The sequence below is a fragment of the Pseudoalteromonas sp. PPB1 genome, assembly GCF_015356275.1.
Classification (GTDB): domain Bacteria; phylum Pseudomonadota; class Gammaproteobacteria; order Enterobacterales; family Alteromonadaceae; genus Pseudoalteromonas; species Pseudoalteromonas rubra_D.
The window spans coordinates 87,262-103,119 of record NZ_JACEQV010000013.1 but is presented as its reverse complement, the minus strand read 5'-3'; the positions used below and the strand labels follow the sequence as shown (position 1 = coordinate 103,119).

Below are 15,858 nucleotides of genomic sequence, written 5' to 3'. Positions count from 1 at the left end.
TTTATAGCTCTGCGAAGACTTTGGCACGCAATGCTTCACGAAAATTCTCGACCATCTTATGTTTGTCCTGCTCGGTGTGGCGGTCAAATACGCGGTTGTAGAACACACTGATGCTCACGTCTTCTTGTGGGTAATAATAGCTTCTGGATATATAACCGTTATTGTAGCCACCATGCATGTAGGCTACTTTGCCTGACAACGACGAAAATGTACTGTGCTCTGTTTTGCGCACAATACCAGCCCCATACTCCCGGGTTGTATCCATTGTGCTCAGGTTATTGAGCATTTGTGCTTTGATCGCAGCCGTAAACGGGGCCTGGGTTTTGCCAAAGGCGCTGAAAAATCGGCTGAGGTCTTTGGGTGTACTGACCATACCGCCATCTGCCGCACGATACCCCAGTTTAATGTGTCGATAACTTTTTAGTGTACCATCCTCCAGTTCATAGCCGTGAACCAGCTCCGCGCCCAGAGGTTCCCGCTGATAGTAATAGGTTTCGGTCATGCCCAGTGGTTCGAGTATTTGTTGACGGATTGCAATCGCCAGATCATAGCCCAGTAAGTCATCCAGTATGATCCCGAGTAACAGGTAGTTTGTGTTGGAGTAGTCAAAGCGGCTATCGACCTCAAATTGTGCGGGCTCATCATAAACATAACTCAGCATTTCAGTCACTTGCCAGTCGTGATTGGGCTCTGCTTTTGTCTTATGCCAGAACTGCGGCACACTCAGATAATCCTTCAGGCCGCTGGTATGTCGTAGCAAATGGCGCACTGTGATGGTACCGGTATTAGGAAGTCGGGTAGTAATGTCGTCTGGCAAATAGGTGTTGATACTGTTGTCCAGATCAATTTGCCCCTGTGCTGCCATCAGGTGAGTGAGTGTGGCAACAAAGCTCTTGGTATTACTAGCTATACGGAACAGGTGTTGTGGACTAAGCGGTACCTGAGTGTCCTGATTGGCCAGACCGCTAGTATAGGTTGCGGACCAACCGGGTGTGGCAACATAGACAGATACGCCTGTTAAACCTGCTGCGGCGACCTGATCAAGCAAACTTTGATAGTCGGTGTTGATATCAAAGCGGATGTTTTCTTTTGTTTCGCTGAGCGACACGGGCATCGCTGCTGATTTTGGATTTGAGGTGTGCGTCACGGTGTTATCACTGCCACATCCAGTAAGTGCCAGACAGGCGGTAGAAAGTATAAAAGAGGAGAGTTTCATAATATTGCCCCTTAGTGCGTTGCCATTTGTTGTTTTAGCCCGGTTATAACAACGCATTCGCAAAAAGGTGTCCTGATCGATAAGGACAAACAAGGAAGGTGGGAAAATAAGAACTGGGTTTTTAGTTAACAGACTGAAAATTAAGCTTATTTTTCTGTTGGGGCGTGAAGCGGGCAACAGTTGAAGATCACAGCCTGCCCGTCTGAGAAAAAGACAGTGGCGATATTATTGCATGAGTTTTATTTCAATCATGCCAATATAGGCGCCTGAGTCACTGTGCACACCGGCAGAAAAGTCGCTGTCCGTGGGGTCACTGGTCAGTAGCATTATCGGTTCGGCCGGGCTGGTAGCTTGATTGGCTGACCCAAAACGTGTGCCACTGTCGCTGCCGGCATCGTAGACCTTCAGTTGGATCGTCTGGCTTTCAAGCCATTGGTTGTCTGTAAACAAGGGCAAGCTTTCCAGGCCGATAAACCAGTCGGGACTGGGGGCAACCATAGACACCACACTGAGCAACGAAAACGCCTGACTCGCTTCAAACGTAAAGGTCACGCTTTTGGCACTGCCTGACACACCCGATTCGTCAATCAGGTAGTTAGAATTCCCGGCATTCTGGATAGCGCTAATCTCCTCTTTAAGCTGAAATTTGGAACCGGTTTCAGCCATGCTTACCATGCCTGCTGACGCCGAGGTATCGGGTTTAAAGATGAAGCCGTCTGCATTGTGTGTCAGGCCGACGAGGGGGGAGAAGTGTGAATTCCCCGGGAAATTGGTGGGAAAGTTGTCGGCTTCCCAGGTTCTGGTAAAGGTAAGCTGATACGTTACCGTATCTTCGGCTTGCGCTGTCTCAGTGGTGTCTGTACTTGTATCTGTGCTCGTGTTGTCGCCTGAACTCCCTGCATTATTGTCTGACGTATTAGTCGTAGTATTTGTATCGCTTGATGTATCTGTACTTGTTTCATTGCTCGTATTATTGCTGGCGTTGGTTTGGGTTGTGTCACCACCGCCTCCTCCACCGCATGCAGTCAGGGTGAACAGAATTAGGGCGCAAAGTGATGTGTTTGCTGTGCTCATATCAGCCTCGTGTGTGTGAGTCAGGGTCTGATAACAAGACCTGAACACCGTCTGGTCTATTTCATGAGGTGAGTAAAAAATGTGCATTTTAAGCCTGATGCATCGGCACTATAGATGTCTTAAGCAGGCCATATAGTGCGTGTACCGACTTGAGAGATCCTCAACTGTTTTTCCGGCTCAGGTATGTAAAACTCATACGTACATTATGTTATTCAAGGAACTATTATGAAATCTCTGATCTTAACGGCGCTGCTGAGCGGCTCGGCATTGGCCAATCCATTACTGGGTAGCTGGGAGTTTGTTGAAGGGCACTATGCCACGGAAGAGGGCATTGTGTCTGCCAAAGCCCCGGAATTAACCTCAGTGAAGTTAATCACGCCCACGCATCATAGCTATATCACCCAGAGCCAGGGAAAGTTCAAATACGCTGGCGGTGGTACTTATGTGCTGAAGGGAGACAGGTTTATTGAGACCTATGAGTACGGCAACGTCACCTCTTTGCTGGGCAGGACGATGGCCTTCAGTTATAAAGTGGAAGGCGATTTGTGGCACCATGAGCTGTACGAGAATGGCCAGTTTGTGGAGCGGGAAATCTGGAAGAAAGTGAAGTGACGCTAGCCTCATTAGCGCATCTGGCATTTAATGATGCGTAATTTGCAATAATCAGTTGAGCCCCTAGACTAACAGTAAGTCCATTGTTGTACCGGGGGCGTTATGAAGTGGGTTTTGTTCGTATGTCTGGTGCTGTGGCTCTGCGTCGGGCGGCCAGCCAGCGGCGCAACCGTTCAGGTGGTCACTGAATATCTGTACCCTTATCAAATCAAAAATGAGGACGGCTCGTTAGGCGGTTTTATGACCGAGGTTGTGCATGCTTTGTGCCAGCAGGTGGGCGATGTGCCGGACATTACTGTTATGCCCTGGGCACGGGCCTACCAGATAGCGGTTACGACCGAAAATGTGCTCATTTACTCCATTGTGCATACTCAGGCACGGAGTCCGCTGTTTCACTGGATAGGGGAAGTGCAAACGGACCCAATTTATTTATGGGGTCTGAAACGTCGCTTTCCCGTGCAATCAGACGCTCTGATGTTGCTTAAACAGCACCGGGTGGCTGTATTGCGGGGGTCTAATGTTGCCCACTACCTGGCAAAACAGCAGTTCTCAAATCTCAAACCGCTCAGTTACGAAGAGCAATTGCTACAAATGCTGGAAAAAGATCGCCTGGATCTGGTGGTGGGCACCGAAGAAACCATCTGGCAGCGAGCGAATAAGGCGGGTATGGACTTTAATACCCTAAACAAGGTTGCGGAGTTGACAGAGCTTAATACCAATCTCAGTATTGCTTTTAATATTGACTCCGACCCCAAACTGGTGGCCCGCTATCGGGATGGCTTTGCTGCGATCAGCAGTAACGGCAAGCTGGCAGGCATACAGCAAAAGTGGTTTAAGTATGTGCAGGTCGCAAAACAATGAGTTGACCCGGCACGTCTGCCGGGCCTCCGTTAAGTTTATTTCAGTGTTTCGCCCAAAGAGACGGGCGCACTGGTCTGGGCTTTGATCGCATCGAGAACACTAACCAGTGTGGCATGTTGGCTGTCAGGGTGTGCTCGCAAACTGATGCTGGTGATATCCCCTTCTGCGCCGAGACGGGCAATGTTAATACTGACACTGTCGAGGTCGATTTGCCGATTGTTCAGGTAGATTTGATTCTTAGCATCGATTGAAAATACCGGCGTCAGGCTGGGCACCACAGAGGTGACCGCTTGATCCGTCCGGTTGAGCGGCAGGGCGCTTTCTCTGACAAAACTGGCGGTGACAATAAAGAAAATCAGCAGGATAAATACGATATCCAGCATGGGGTTCATGTCTACGGTGACGTCAGAAGGAGTACGTTGATGTGCAGTTTTTACCATAATTACAGGTCCTTTTTTGTTGTTTCTCTTTCAGCGTAGACCCCGGTTGTTAGTTTTGATTTAATGTACCGTTAATGTTTACAAACTTTTACTTTGCTCAAGGGCAGTGGTTGCAAGGCTGAATACGGACTGCCGTGTCGTTGTACATAGGAGCCTATGGCGCTGGGCTATGACCACAGTGATATTTGGGGGAACTGGAAACCAGCCAGCTGCATAAGTCGGCTGCAGTTGCTTGTTTCATGTCGCTGGTGAGTGATGCTGGCGGGCGTTGCAGGCAGCCGGCTGCTCACGAGCCGACTGTATTAAACTTTTTAGTTAGCGCTTTTTCTTCTTGCCCTGAACAGCTTTAAAGCGCGGGTTATCCTTGCAGATCACATACACACGACCACGACGCTTAACTACCTGACAGCCTGGACGAGACTTGGCACTTTTTAGCGAGCTGAGTACTTTCATGGTGATTATCCTTTTTTACCAGCCAGATTCTTAAAGCGGCGGTTAAACTGTGCAACACGGCCATCACTGGCAACCAGTTTTTGTTTACCTGTGTAGAAAGGGTGAGACTCGCTCGACACATCGATAGGCACATAAGGATAAGTCACTCCATCTACTTCTACTGTGCGGTCGGTTTTGATAGTAGAACCAACAATGAAATACTTGTCTACAGAGGTATCGTGAAAGGCAACTAAGTGGTAATCAGGGTGGATATCTGGCTTCATTTTCTTCTCCAATAATTCAGTGCGTGTGTTATATCATAACAAAACTGTGATGAAAATAGTAAATGAAAATAATTCGCAATCGTGTCTTTGTGGTTGGGCCAAATGAGAGTGAGTGTGGCGGCTTTAATGGATAAGCTGCCACCACTTAAAAGAACTATGATCGTTAGCGAGTGAGCTTACGGGCACGGAAATTACGGCCTTTCATTTTCCCTTCACTGATCATTTTGACTGCCTGATTTGCGTACTTGCGTTCTACCGCAACATAGGAGGACATGGCGGTGACTTTGATTTTACCGATTTGATCGCCTTGTAAGGTCTGATTGGCAGTCAGTGCCCCAAGAATGTCGCCCGGGCGTAACTTGGCTTTTTTGCCGCCATCAATTTGTATCGTGACCATAGGCGCGCGATTAATCTGAGCTGAGAGTACCTGCTCGCCCGGCAGTGCAGTGGGTTCAATTCGCAAGTCGAGGTAGTCTTCTAGCATATTCACTTTGTGTGATTCTTTGTAGCTCATCAGCGAGCAGGCTACCCCGGTTTTTCCGGCGCGACCTGTACGGCCAATGCGATGTACATGGACCTCAGGGTCGTGGGCAATGTGGTAGTTAATGACCATGTCGACATGGTCCACATCTATGCCTCGAGCTGCAACATCGGTCGCAACGAGCACAGTTAAGCTGCGGTTAGCAAAGCGTACCAGGGTTTTATCCCGATCTTTCTGATCCAGGTCACCATGCAGGGCTGCACAGTCAAAACCATAGTTTTGAAGCATCTCGCTGATGTCCTGACACTGGGCCTTGGTATTACAAAATACCACCGCAGCATTAGGTTGAAACTGTCGTAACAGCTTATGCAGTGCGGTGTCACGCTCGGCGTTGTCGGCCACCTCATAGAAATGCTGCTCTATGGTACTGTGGTCATGTTGCGCGATCACTTCAACCTTAACCGGGTCACGCATAATATGGCCAACCAGCTGTTCTATTTTCGCCGGGTAAGTGGCACTAAATAACAAATTCTGGCGCTGCTGTGGGCAGTGTGACACGATACAATCCAAGGCTTCTTCAAAGCCCATTTCCAGCATGCGATCCGCTTCGTCCAGCACAAAGGTATTGACCTCATCTAAACTCAGGCGACCTTTGCGCAAATGCTCTTCAATACGTCCGGGTGTGCCAACCACAATGTGCGCGCCGTGCTCCAGAGAGCCTATTTGTGGTCCCATTGGGGCGCCGCCGCACAAGGTCAACACTTTAATATTATGAATGGCTCGTGCCAGTTTACGGATCTCCACAGCGACCTGATCCGCCAGCTCCCGGGTAGGACAAACAACCAGCGCCTGCACCCGAAAGCGCTTAACCTTGAGATTATGAAGCAGGCCAAGGGCAAATGCTGCGGTTTTTCCCGAGCCGGTTTTGCCCTGACCGATGACGTCTTTCCCGGCCAGGATCTGTGGCAGTGTCTGAGCCTGGATGTCGGTCATGGTGTGATAACCCAGAGAGGTCAGGTTTTCTTGCAAAGCAGGGGACAAATTGATGCTGGAAAATGGCGTGGAGGTGCTCATAGCTGGTTTCTTTTTGGTTGAAAGGGTAAGTATAACATGCCACGGAAGCAGACTACCCGATGGTATGTCTTGCCTGGTGGCATCGTGTTTTGCTGCAAAGTTAGCGTGTTAAACGTCTTACTTCGCTCCGCTAGTCGGGTTGGGCTTTTTCTGTGCAGCCGGTTTGTGACTCGCCGGTTTATTCTGGCTGTTAGCTGGGCGTCTTCTGCGACGTTTTGGCGCGCCTTGTTTGTCATTGCCAGCGTCCGGTTTTTGGTTGCTTTTTGGTTTGTTGGCCTGGCCGTTCTGCCCACCGTGCTGAGCCGTATTGGTTTTCGGCTTCTTGGGCTTTTTAGGTTTTTTGGGTTTAATGGGGCGTGTGTCTAACTTTGACTCTGGTACCGGGTTTTGTGGCTCAAAGCCCGGTTCAACAACCCGTGGGATCAGTTGTTGGATCAGTCTCTCAATGCCAAACAGGTCACTGGCGACGTCTTCGCTGACAAAGGAAACGGCTTCACCTGTCGCGCCTGCACGGCCTGTACGACCAATACGATGCACGTAATCTTCATACACATTTGGCAAGTCAAAGTTGACAACATGTGGCAGCTCCTGGATATCCAGGCCTCGCGCGACGATGTCGGTGGCCACCAGCACACGCAACTCGCCACTTTTAAAGCCCGCAAGTGCTTTCATACGCGCACTCTGGCTCTTGTTACCATGAATGGCTGCCGCGTTAATTTTGCTTTTCTCCAGATCCCGTACTAGGCGATTGGCCCCATGTTTGGTGCGCGTAAAGACCAGTACCTGTTGCCAGTCATGGGTCGTCAGCAGGTGTTTAAGCAGTGCTGTACGGCGACTTTTATCAACCGGGTACACCCATTGGGTTACGCTTTTGGCGGTGCTGTTTGCTGGTGCCACGGATATCTCAACCGGATCCTGGATCAGGCCTTTTGCCAGATTGCGGATCTCATCAGAAAAGGTGGCTGAAAACAGCAGGTTCTGGCGACGCTGTGGCAGTAGTTTGATCAGACGTTTGATATCATGAATAAATCCCATATCCAGCATTCTGTCAGCTTCGTCGAGTACAAACATCTCCAGTTGATCAAATTTCACAGCATTTTGCTGGTACAGATCGAGCAGTCTGCCAGGCGTTGCAACCAGCACGTCGGCGCCTTTGCGCAATTTCATCATTTGAGGGTTGATTTTGACCCCGCCATAGACAACCTGACAAGATAAGGTCAGATGTTTGCTGTACAGCTCAACACTTTGCCAGACCTGATCGGCCAGCTCGCGTGTGGGTGTCAGGATCAAAGCTCTGACCTGATTGGCCTGGACCTTTGGTTTTTTACTGAGTAGTTCCAGCATTGGCAGGGTAAAGCCTGCGGTTTTACCTGTGCCGGTCTGGGCTGCCGCCATGATGTCTCGCCCTTGCAGGATAGCGGGGATCGCTTGCTCCTGAATGGGGGTTGGCGTTGAGTAGCCCTGATCGGCTACGGCTTGATTGATTTCTGGAGATAAGCCGAGACTGCTGAAGCTCATGATTGTGTACTCTGAAGAATGCGGGCCGGAAGAGTACAAGATTTACCCCAACATAGCAATTTTTGTCACCTTTTGATATTTGTCGGGGCCGTTATTGCGGGCGACGGTGAGCTGGCAGAGAGTCAGCCGGGTTGCTCACTGAGCAGCTCTGCAACCGGGATCTGATAAAAGCGTGCCAGGTCACCAGCGGTGCGATAATAGACGCGACTGCCACATTCGGCACGTTTCAGTGTGGCAATAGACACACACAAAGCCTGATCCTGGCAAGCACAGGCCAATTTTTCCTGACTCAGGCCCAGGCTTTTTCTAAGTTCCTTGAGCCGATGACAATTGAGTTTCACTCTGCCGTCCATTGAGGTGCTCCTGACTGAATTTGGGATCAAAGGCTAGCAGCCATTGGAGCCTTTTGCCACATACCATTAACACTTCAGGTGTTCAGATTATGCTACAGGCTGTCAGCTTTTTTTCACCCTAATGGCTTAGGTTTCAAGGTTGGGTAACTGATACCAAACTGATACCGAACTGATACCACAAAGCGGTTCATTCGCATCTACACTGAGGGCCAGTTGAATAAGCCCCGCATGGTGCGGGATTACTGGAAATAATAAGGAAACTATTATGTCTCAAACAGTTCATAACCTGGGCGCCTATGGTGCAGTTGTACTGGCGAAAGATTTCAGCAAAGACTTTATCAATGCGTTTGAGCACATCAATCAGCGTGACGGTGTTAAAATCACCCCATTGGCTGGTCAGTCGCAATTGGTGAATGGCACTAACTATGCGTTTTATTGTTTGGTTGAGCCGGTTGTTGCACCGGATGTGGCAAAAGTAAACAAGCTTGAAGTTATCGTGATCCATGCGCTGGATGACAAGTACACTGAAACGGCAGAGCGCGTATTAAGCCGCCCTGTACTTGTGCCACCTATTGGTTCATTCGACGGTGTTGCACTGCGTGATGATTTCACTGAGGCTGAGCAAGCGGCTGCAGAGCAGATAGAGTCGCTGGTTGGCGTACATTATGACATCCTGGCTGCACAGCAACAGGTTGTTGCAGGTCTGAACTTTGTCTTTTACTCAGTCGTTAAGCCAGCGACACGCAATGGCCAGGCGTTCTTCGCAGAGATTGAAGCACACCGCAACCTGGAAGGTCGACTAGAGAATTTTAACCTTATCCCGGTTAAGCCATAACCAATACACTTTTTGGCAACGTTGATAATGGGCCGTTCAGACTGAGTCTGAGCGGCTTTTTTATGTGTTGCTTTGCTTGAAGGGGTGATTGGAACTGGATTTGTACACAGGTTGTCTTGTGCAATGTGTAAATATTCCAGGCTACAGAGGGATTATGGCGGTTCCGTCCCGAGTGTGTTTGTGATTGCTTGCTATACTGAGTGAAAACACCACAAGGACACTGACAATGCACGTGATTCTGTTATTAGCGACGTTATTCTTTACTGCCACGGCCTTAGCCAATGAAAAACAAGCCCCGCCGCTTAATCCCGCATATAAGGGGGAGCATGGGATGGCATTGATGAACAGAGGCTCCCGTATTTACGCCACGAACTTTCCATCATACAGCTTACCTAACGACATACATGTGGTATATCGTTTGGAAAATCCGGATGTGGCTTTTTTAAGCCTGGTTCGTGACTCAAAACTCATCACCATTAAGCCAGAGCCGTTTAATTTACAGCGACTTGAGCGCGGCGAAGAAGTGACGATTATGGCCGATGTATACGAGGGCCATTATGCCCGTGGGGGTCGTTTGGTGTATCCCGAGCGACAATTGGTACTGAGTGATAAACTATTTGCCCGCAAGCTAAGTAAACTGGAACCTGCTTCACAATGGCATGAATATGACGTCATAGAAATCAATAAAACGGAGCGGATATATGTGCATAAGATCCAGCAAAAGCCCAGTTTCAATCATCTGATCTTCGTTGATTTAACTGGCGCCTGTCTGCAAAAATTCCGCGCCTCCAAGCGGGTGCCCAGCGAGGGTGAGTTAACCTACAAGTTCATTAATTGCGGTACGTTGAAGCCGCTTTTCTATGATGCAGAGAGTTATATGTAAGGCTTAACCGGACGAGTTAATGTGATTTTATACCTATTTGCTCCTTCAAATTGAACAGGTGTTAAGCGAAATTGGTATTATAAAAGGGCTGCGATGTGCAGCCCTTTTGGTTGGGGGGTTAAAGTGAATTACCGTTTTTGTCTATGGCATCAAATTGATGGCCATCGGGCCCACCATCCCGAGGGGGAACGAGGACTTCTATGGCATTACTGCCAGCCACTGCATTCGGATCGGTCAGTGAGCGTAGGAAAGTTGCCAGATAATGAATTTCATCACTGGTGAAGTGTTTGATGATTGCTTCGTCGCCGCGGTCGGAGATAGCCCGGTTCTGAGCATTCAGTGTGAGTACAAAGTCTTCGCCTCCGCCAACAATCTGGCGGCATTGGTCTGTCGTCAGGTGCTGAAATTGAGGTAACTGACAGGTTTCTACATTGTGATAGAAGCTTTCCAGAGAGCCGGTTACATCATTATAGTGTTCAATAACGCGTTCCAGTGTCTGGAAGACTCCTTTGTCACCATAAGGGGCAGTGATCCCGACGTTCAGCAGACTGGGCATCCGGAACTGGTTTTTAGCGTTGCCATCTGCCACGGCGTTCGGGCCAATTTGCGGGTAGAGAGGACCGCGGGTTTTTTCGGGTGTAAACATCACGCCATCGTGGCAGTTTGCACAGCCTGCGGAGGTGTAAAACAGCAAGGCACCGCGTTTCTCGGTATTATTTAGACCGGCCAGATCGCCTTCTATGTAATTGAAGAAAGGGTTGTCGATAAACAGGAACGAGGCCTGATAGGCGGCAAGGGCTCTGGCGATGCGCAAAAAGTTAACCTGTTCATCACCATAGGCTGCTGAAAAATGGCTTTTCCATTCATCGGATAAGCGAGAGGCGATAAATTCACGGTAGACTTGCGGCGATTCAAAACTGCTTGGATCGCCCATTTCAGCGGCGGCTGTCACCGGGAAATGTGCCTGTGCCATGAGCAAACGCAATGGGTCGGTATTCGCAACCTGACTATTCATCAGTCGGGTAACTTCATCTTCGGGTGTCATAATCGGCGCGGTTGATACCAGGCCAACTTCGCTTTCCCGGTTGCTCTGGCGTAATTTAACGCGTTGGTCCCAGAACATGCTGTTGACCCATAAGGCGGTGTTACAGATCTGGGGTGAACTGCGCCCAACTGAAGGGATCATACTTCCATCGGTACGTCCCAGTCCCATCACGTCCGGGTTTTCGGCATTGACGCCAATAGATAAAGACAAGCCGTCACTGCCGCAGCCTTGTGCCGGGTGGTGGCATGAAGCGCAGGAGGTATCGTAATCCTGACTCAGTGCTTTACTGAAAAACAGCCTTTTGCCCAGGGCAATTAATTGCGGATCTTCCTGGCGACGATAGCGTGCAACATACGCCTGCATATCTTCCAGTCCCTGCTGCAACTCATAGTGCGCAATGACTTTATCCATACAAGTGTCCAGCTGGTCATCGGGGACGGCATTGAGGTCATTGGTGCCACACAAATCGACCAGGCGAGCAATGCCAATATTGATCACTGAGCCATTACGCATGCCATCATTGCTGTCGGTCGACAGAGTGGTCACTGTTTCGGTGTTTGAAGGATCGCTGATGAGCTTGTTTTTGTCTCTGCCTTTGGCAAAAGCCTGAACAAAGTAGCTGTATTCAGTGCCTGCCATTGCACTGTTATCCTGATAAAAGGTTAGTGTGGTGCGGGCAATACGTTTGCCATCACGATAAATGCGATAGCCTTTAATGTTGCTGGTGTCTTCGGGGGCTTGCCAGGTCAGTGCAACCTGATTACTGCTGTGCACTTTTGCGGTTAACTGCTGTGGCGTGGGCAGTGTGTTGGTGTCCGCTTGTGCCAGTGCAGAGCATAAGCACAAGGGCAGCAACCATCGCCAAAATTGTCTTGATTTCATGGATAGGTTCCTTAACAGCCAAACCTGGTTGGGTAGCGCTCAGGTATAGCTGTACATATAACGTAATTGAGAGTGTGAATAGCTTTCCTCACGTGCGATCAGAAAATTCATTATTGTGTGGAATAAAAAATTGTCATTCCAACATTAGTGTAGGAATGAAATAAGGAAGAAACGTGTAGTTATTCTGTTTTTAACCATCCTTTTTTCTGTTTTTTTGTCGGTTTTTACTAGAGTATTTATTCAAAGGTGGGTGATGCGCAGCAAAGATAAACAGTAATGAGACCAGGTAATTAGTCTGGCTCATTGTAAACAATAGCTAGTTAATACGGTTACCCGGTTCAGAAGGGAGAAGTATTCTTAAGTGATGGCACTTCGGGCCAGTTATGTGAATGTGCGGATGAAGTTAAGCGTCGCATTGTGCGGCAATCACAGAGGCTGTTGTGTGGGTAACTGACACACTTTGTGTGCCAGTTACTGTTTAGCAGGTTATCAATAGACGTAATTGGCAAATGAACACATGTCGCCGGTACAAGTTACGCCAGAGTCGAGTGTAAAGTAGTACACTTGTTCAATTGAACTGACATCGATGTGTGACAATGCATTGTAGTGCAAATTGAGGTAGTTTATTTGGCTGTTATTTGTTAAATCGAGTGACGTGATCTGGTTACTTGCCAAGTTTAGCTCAGTCAGCGCACTGTTATCCGATGTATCTAGCTCCGTTAGTTGATTACTTTCTGCCAGTAAGTACTCTAATGCGGCACTATTGGCGAGGTTTAGCTGAGCGATATTGTTGTTTCTTGCATCAACATAAGTGAGCTCGGCTTGACCAGATATATCTAACTTACTGAGTTGGTTACCGTAGACTGACAAGCTCTTCAATGCTGAGTTGGATGCGAGGTCAAGCTGCGCCAACTGGTTGTAGTTTACATTCACTGACGAGAGTCTTGTGCTTGCCGTGGTATCCAGGTGCGTCAACAGGTTGTTGTCTAATTCCAGCGTAACAAGAGATGGGGCCGCCGTTAGGTTGAGCTCTGTCAGCTGGTTGTATGTTGCCCGTAGCTCAGTAAGAGAATCCTGACTGCCCACAATCAGAGAAGACAGTTGATTGTTTTCCACATTCAGGGAAGTAAGAGCTGGGTTGTTGCTCAGGTTCAATTTAGTGAGTTGATTTGAATTTGTATCTAAAGTCTCTAGTGCTGAGGCAGCAGATAGTTCCAGCTCTGTCAACTGGTTGTAAGCAAGCCTGAGTGTTTTGAGCGCAGCGATACCGGATAGGCTAACTGAATTGAGCAGGTTGTCACTGGCATTGAGATAAGCCAGAGAAGGCGCATTGGTGATTTTCAAAGTATCCAGTGGATTGCTGCTCAGATATACCGATTCTAGCAGGGGCAGATCTGCAATATGCAATGACGTCAGTTGGTTGCCATCAGCATCAAGGTGATTAAGCACAGTGTTGCTGGCAATGTTCAATTGCGTAAGATGATTATAAGGCAAATTCACAAACTCTAGTTGTGTGTTGGCAGATAAGTCGATGTGGGCCAGTGCATTGCTGCTTACTGATAGGCTAGTTAACTCTGTGTTGTTGGAGATATCCAGTTGTTCCAGTGCATTGAAATCGGCTGAGAGGTAAGACAGTTTGGCATTGTGTGAGAGATCAAGGCTGGTAAGCGGTGTCGACCAGATTGACAGACGCTCAAGTGCCGGTGTTTTAGACAGGTCAAGACTGTTAAGGGGCAAACTGTTAATGTCGAGGTCAATGAGCTTAGGATGAGCGGATAAATCCAAGTTGCTTATTGGCATAGAGCTCAGTTTCAGGTCTTCTAGTTGTTTTAACTCAGAGAGTGTCAGGTCGTTCAGATGAGCACTGTTTACTCTGAGTTCTTTTAAGTTGGGAGTGGCAGAAACATCCAGCTGAGTTAGCTGCGTGGCAGACACTGACAGGTACTTCAGTTGTGCGTTATTGGATAAATCGAGCATGGTGATCTGCTCACTTGAAACTGACAACTTCTCAAGTAATGGGTTATTACGAATATTTAGGTTTTGTATGCCCCACGCCAGGACAGCCAACTCTGTCAGCGAGGTGTTTTTAGAGAGGTCCAGCGCAGTGAGTCGAGAGTTGTATATTTGCAGTGTTTGCAGCGCTGTGTTTTTGCTTACGTCCAGCTCAATAAGCGCATCGCTTTCGATTTGCAATCTGGTGAGTTTGGTGTTTTTGGAAACATCTAACTGTTGCAAACTATATGCGAATACCGTGAGTTCCTCCAGGTCCGTATTTTGGTCTAGTGTAATGGTTTTCAGCTGAGCGCCTGATGCAGACAGCTTTGTGAGGGCTTTGAAGTTTGAAAAATCCAACTCGGTAAACTCATCACCAGACACCGCCAGCTCAGTCAGTGAATTATTCACTGGAAAGTTCAGTTGCGTTAGCTGGTTGTTCGACAAGTGAAGCGCCCCAAGCATTGGGTTGCGAGAGATATCCAACACACTTAGCTGATTGTTTTGTACGTTGAGCTCTGTGAGGTTAGGCAGTCCTGACAAGTCCAGGGTGGAGAGATTGTTGGATGCCAGATTTAAAATGGTCAGAGCTGGGTTGTTGGACAGGTCAATTGTGGTTAACGCATTACCGGACAGATCGACATTTGTCAGGACGCTATTCTTGCTGAGATCAAGTTGGGTAAGTTGATTGTCGGATATCCACAAATATTCCAGCTGTGTCGCATCAGTGAGATCCAGACTGGTTATCCGGTTGCTAATCATTTCCAGATTTCTCAATTGCGATGCGTTTGCTAAGTTCAGGCTACTCAGCGGGGTGTCGTAGAGATACACACTAGAGAGTGCTGAATTGTGTGATAGATCCAGCGCTGTGATTGCCAGGTTACTAATCCAAAGGTGAACAAGCTTGGTCTTGTCAGAGAGATCCAGAGTGGTTAGTCGCGTATTGTTAAGACTCAGACCTTCAAGGTTTAGGTTAGTGCTGAGATCAAGATCGGATAGTACCTGACTGCTTATTCCCAGAGAGACTAAGTCAGGGTTGTTGGACACATCCAGCGTTTCTAATTGAGCAGCGTTTACGGATAAGGAATAGAGCTGCTTATTTTGTGTGATATCCAGGGTTGTAAGTCGTCCACTGTCTATTCTCAGGTCTAGAAGAGCGATATTTTTGGATACATCCAAAGACTGGACCTGGCTGTCATTCACGTGCAGGTGCGCGAGTTTCGTGTTGTTTGATACATCAAGTGCCGCAAGCTGTGCGCTTGAAATTGTCAATGAGCTTAGCTCCAGGTTTTCTGAGACGTCCAGGTTTACCAGGTCTTGACCGTACAGGTCTAGAGATTGGAGCTTTCTAAAGTGCTTGATGGGGTCTGCGTTACTGACAGGTTGATCACAGTACAAATAAGTGACTTCGTCAGCGTACTGATAGTCACCATGGTTGGCCAAGCACTGTGCCAATGCTGGGTCTAGATCCAGTTCACTGATAGCTATACGAGGTTTAAATTCAATATCAACAGTACAGGCTGCCTGCATGTTTTCAATGATATACTGATTACCAGTCAGTGTGCCGCCACACCCTGTCGCAGAGTCCGTGTAATAGCCCTCGCCGGGTTCTAATACTAAATGAACAGTGCCTCCTTTGGGCACTTCTCGCGTTGCAGGCGTAGCGCTACCGGAGCCGGTAATATTGGTGTTCAGGGTAAAGGTTTCGATTGAAGCAGATTGACTTGTATCATTCGTGTTGTCACTGCTACCGCCACAGCCACTCAAAAAAAGAGAGAGCAGAGCTGCCGCAGGGAAAATAGATCTGTGTGTCACTTGGGTACTCCAGAGGCTTTATTGTTAGATTGCCGTATTGCAGCGACCTATAGGGCGCTGT

The 15,858-nt window shown here is 48.3% G+C and carries 14 protein-coding genes; 4 read left to right on the top strand and 10 right to left on the bottom strand.

The window, feature by feature from the left end:
- Position 1: 1 nt before the first annotated feature.
- Positions 2-1,216 (bottom strand): serine hydrolase domain-containing protein, encoded by a 1,215-nt coding sequence (locus IY568_RS14550; RefSeq protein WP_194867966.1) that lies wholly within the window; start codon positions 1,214-1,216, stop codon positions 2-4.
- A gap of 225 nt (positions 1,217-1,441) precedes the next feature.
- Entirely contained in the window at positions 1,442-2,290 is an 849-nt protein-coding gene (locus IY568_RS14545; protein WP_194867965.1) for a spondin domain-containing protein, read from the bottom strand.
- Positions 2,291-2,515: 225 nt separating this feature from the next.
- On the opposite strand from IY568_RS14545, the gene IY568_RS14540 reads away from it, so the two are divergent.
- Together IY568_RS14540 and IY568_RS14535 are read left to right on the top strand one after the other, a co-directional pair.
- Complete coding sequence (locus IY568_RS14540) at positions 2,516-2,902, top strand: hypothetical protein (RefSeq protein ID WP_125562882.1); 387 nt, start codon at positions 2,516-2,518, stop codon at positions 2,900-2,902.
- A gap of 102 nt (positions 2,903-3,004) precedes the next feature.
- Complete coding sequence (locus IY568_RS14535; RefSeq protein ID WP_194867964.1) at positions 3,005-3,763, top strand: substrate-binding periplasmic protein; 759 nt, start codon at positions 3,005-3,007, stop codon at positions 3,761-3,763.
- Between the two features lie 35 nt (positions 3,764-3,798).
- On the opposite strand, the gene IY568_RS14530 is transcribed toward IY568_RS14535, so the two are convergent.
- The 6 genes from IY568_RS14530 to IY568_RS14505 form a co-directional block, all read right to left on the bottom strand.
- Complete coding sequence (locus IY568_RS14530) at positions 3,799-4,203, bottom strand: ExbD/TolR family protein (protein ID WP_125562878.1); 405 nt, start codon at positions 4,201-4,203, stop codon at positions 3,799-3,801.
- Between the two features lie 315 nt (positions 4,204-4,518).
- Positions 4,519-4,656 carry a type B 50S ribosomal protein L36 gene (gene ykgO / locus IY568_RS14525; RefSeq protein WP_046003577.1) on the bottom strand — a complete coding sequence of 46 codons (138 nt, stop codon included), beginning with the start codon at positions 4,654-4,656 and terminating at the stop codon, positions 4,519-4,521.
- A 5-nt stretch (positions 4,657-4,661) separates the two neighbouring features.
- Entirely contained in the window at positions 4,662-4,919 is a 258-nt protein-coding gene (locus tag IY568_RS14520; protein WP_010384175.1) for a type B 50S ribosomal protein L31, read from the bottom strand.
- Positions 4,920-5,082: 163 nt separating this feature from the next.
- The gene (gene dbpA / locus IY568_RS14515) at positions 5,083-6,474 is read right to left on the bottom strand and encodes an ATP-dependent RNA helicase DbpA (RefSeq protein ID WP_125562876.1); all 1,392 of its coding nucleotides are present in this window, start codon (positions 6,472-6,474) and stop codon (positions 5,083-5,085) included.
- A 117-nt stretch (positions 6,475-6,591) separates the two neighbouring features.
- On the bottom strand, positions 6,592-7,992 hold the full coding sequence (locus IY568_RS14510; RefSeq protein ID WP_194867963.1) for a DEAD/DEAH box helicase: 1,401 nt from the start codon (positions 7,990-7,992) through the stop codon (positions 6,592-6,594).
- A gap of 122 nt (positions 7,993-8,114) precedes the next feature.
- Positions 8,115-8,345: a helix-turn-helix domain-containing protein gene (locus IY568_RS14505; protein WP_125562872.1), complete on the bottom strand. Its 231-nt coding sequence runs from the start codon at positions 8,343-8,345 to the stop codon at positions 8,115-8,117.
- A gap of 265 nt (positions 8,346-8,610) precedes the next feature.
- On the opposite strand from IY568_RS14505, the gene IY568_RS14500 reads away from it, so the two are divergent.
- Together IY568_RS14500 and IY568_RS14495 are read left to right on the top strand one after the other, a co-directional pair.
- A complete protein-coding gene (locus IY568_RS14500; RefSeq protein WP_010384181.1) occupies positions 8,611-9,180 on the top strand; it encodes a hypothetical protein in 570 nt (189 codons plus the stop codon).
- Positions 9,181-9,406: 226 nt separating this feature from the next.
- Positions 9,407-10,063, top strand: coding sequence for a hypothetical protein (locus IY568_RS14495; RefSeq protein ID WP_125562870.1), 657 nt, complete (start codon positions 9,407-9,409; stop codon positions 10,061-10,063).
- 118 nt (positions 10,064-10,181) lie between these two features.
- Here IY568_RS14495 and IY568_RS14490 read toward each other — a convergent pair whose 3' ends face one another.
- Positions 10,182-11,990, bottom strand: a complete 1,809-nt coding sequence (locus tag IY568_RS14490) for a cytochrome c peroxidase (RefSeq protein ID WP_194867962.1) — start codon at positions 11,988-11,990, stop codon at positions 10,182-10,184.
- A 489-nt stretch (positions 11,991-12,479) separates the two neighbouring features.
- Complete coding sequence (locus IY568_RS14485; RefSeq protein ID WP_194867961.1) at positions 12,480-15,797, bottom strand: leucine-rich repeat domain-containing protein; 3,318 nt, start codon at positions 15,795-15,797, stop codon at positions 12,480-12,482.
- Positions 15,798-15,858: the final 61 nt, after the last annotated feature.

Coding starts and splice junctions, on each gene's coding strand:
- IY568_RS14550 (WP_194867966.1), bottom strand. CDS start 1,216: ATGAAACTCTCCTCTTTTATACTTTCTACCGCCTGTCTGGCACTTACT.
- IY568_RS14545 (WP_194867965.1), bottom strand. CDS start 2,290: ATGAGCACAGCAAACACATCACTTTGCGCCCTAATTCTGTTCACCCTG.
- IY568_RS14540 (WP_125562882.1), top strand. CDS start 2,516: ATGAAATCTCTGATCTTAACGGCGCTGCTGAGCGGCTCGGCATTGGCC.
- IY568_RS14535 (WP_194867964.1), top strand. CDS start 3,005: ATGAAGTGGGTTTTGTTCGTATGTCTGGTGCTGTGGCTCTGCGTCGGG.
- IY568_RS14530 (WP_125562878.1), bottom strand. CDS start 4,203: ATGGTAAAAACTGCACATCAACGTACTCCTTCTGACGTCACCGTAGAC.
- ykgO (WP_046003577.1), bottom strand. CDS start 4,656: ATGAAAGTACTCAGCTCGCTAAAAAGTGCCAAGTCTCGTCCAGGCTGT.
- IY568_RS14520 (WP_010384175.1), bottom strand. CDS start 4,919: ATGAAGCCAGATATCCACCCTGATTACCACTTAGTTGCCTTTCACGAT.
- dbpA (WP_125562876.1), bottom strand. CDS start 6,474: ATGAGCACCTCCACGCCATTTTCCAGCATCAATTTGTCCCCTGCTTTG.
- IY568_RS14510 (WP_194867963.1), bottom strand. CDS start 7,992: ATGAGCTTCAGCAGTCTCGGCTTATCTCCAGAAATCAATCAAGCCGTA.
- IY568_RS14505 (WP_125562872.1), bottom strand. CDS start 8,345: ATGGACGGCAGAGTGAAACTCAATTGTCATCGGCTCAAGGAACTTAGA.
- IY568_RS14500 (WP_010384181.1), top strand. CDS start 8,611: ATGTCTCAAACAGTTCATAACCTGGGCGCCTATGGTGCAGTTGTACTG.
- IY568_RS14495 (WP_125562870.1), top strand. CDS start 9,407: ATGCACGTGATTCTGTTATTAGCGACGTTATTCTTTACTGCCACGGCC.
- IY568_RS14490 (WP_194867962.1), bottom strand. CDS start 11,990: ATGAAATCAAGACAATTTTGGCGATGGTTGCTGCCCTTGTGCTTATGC.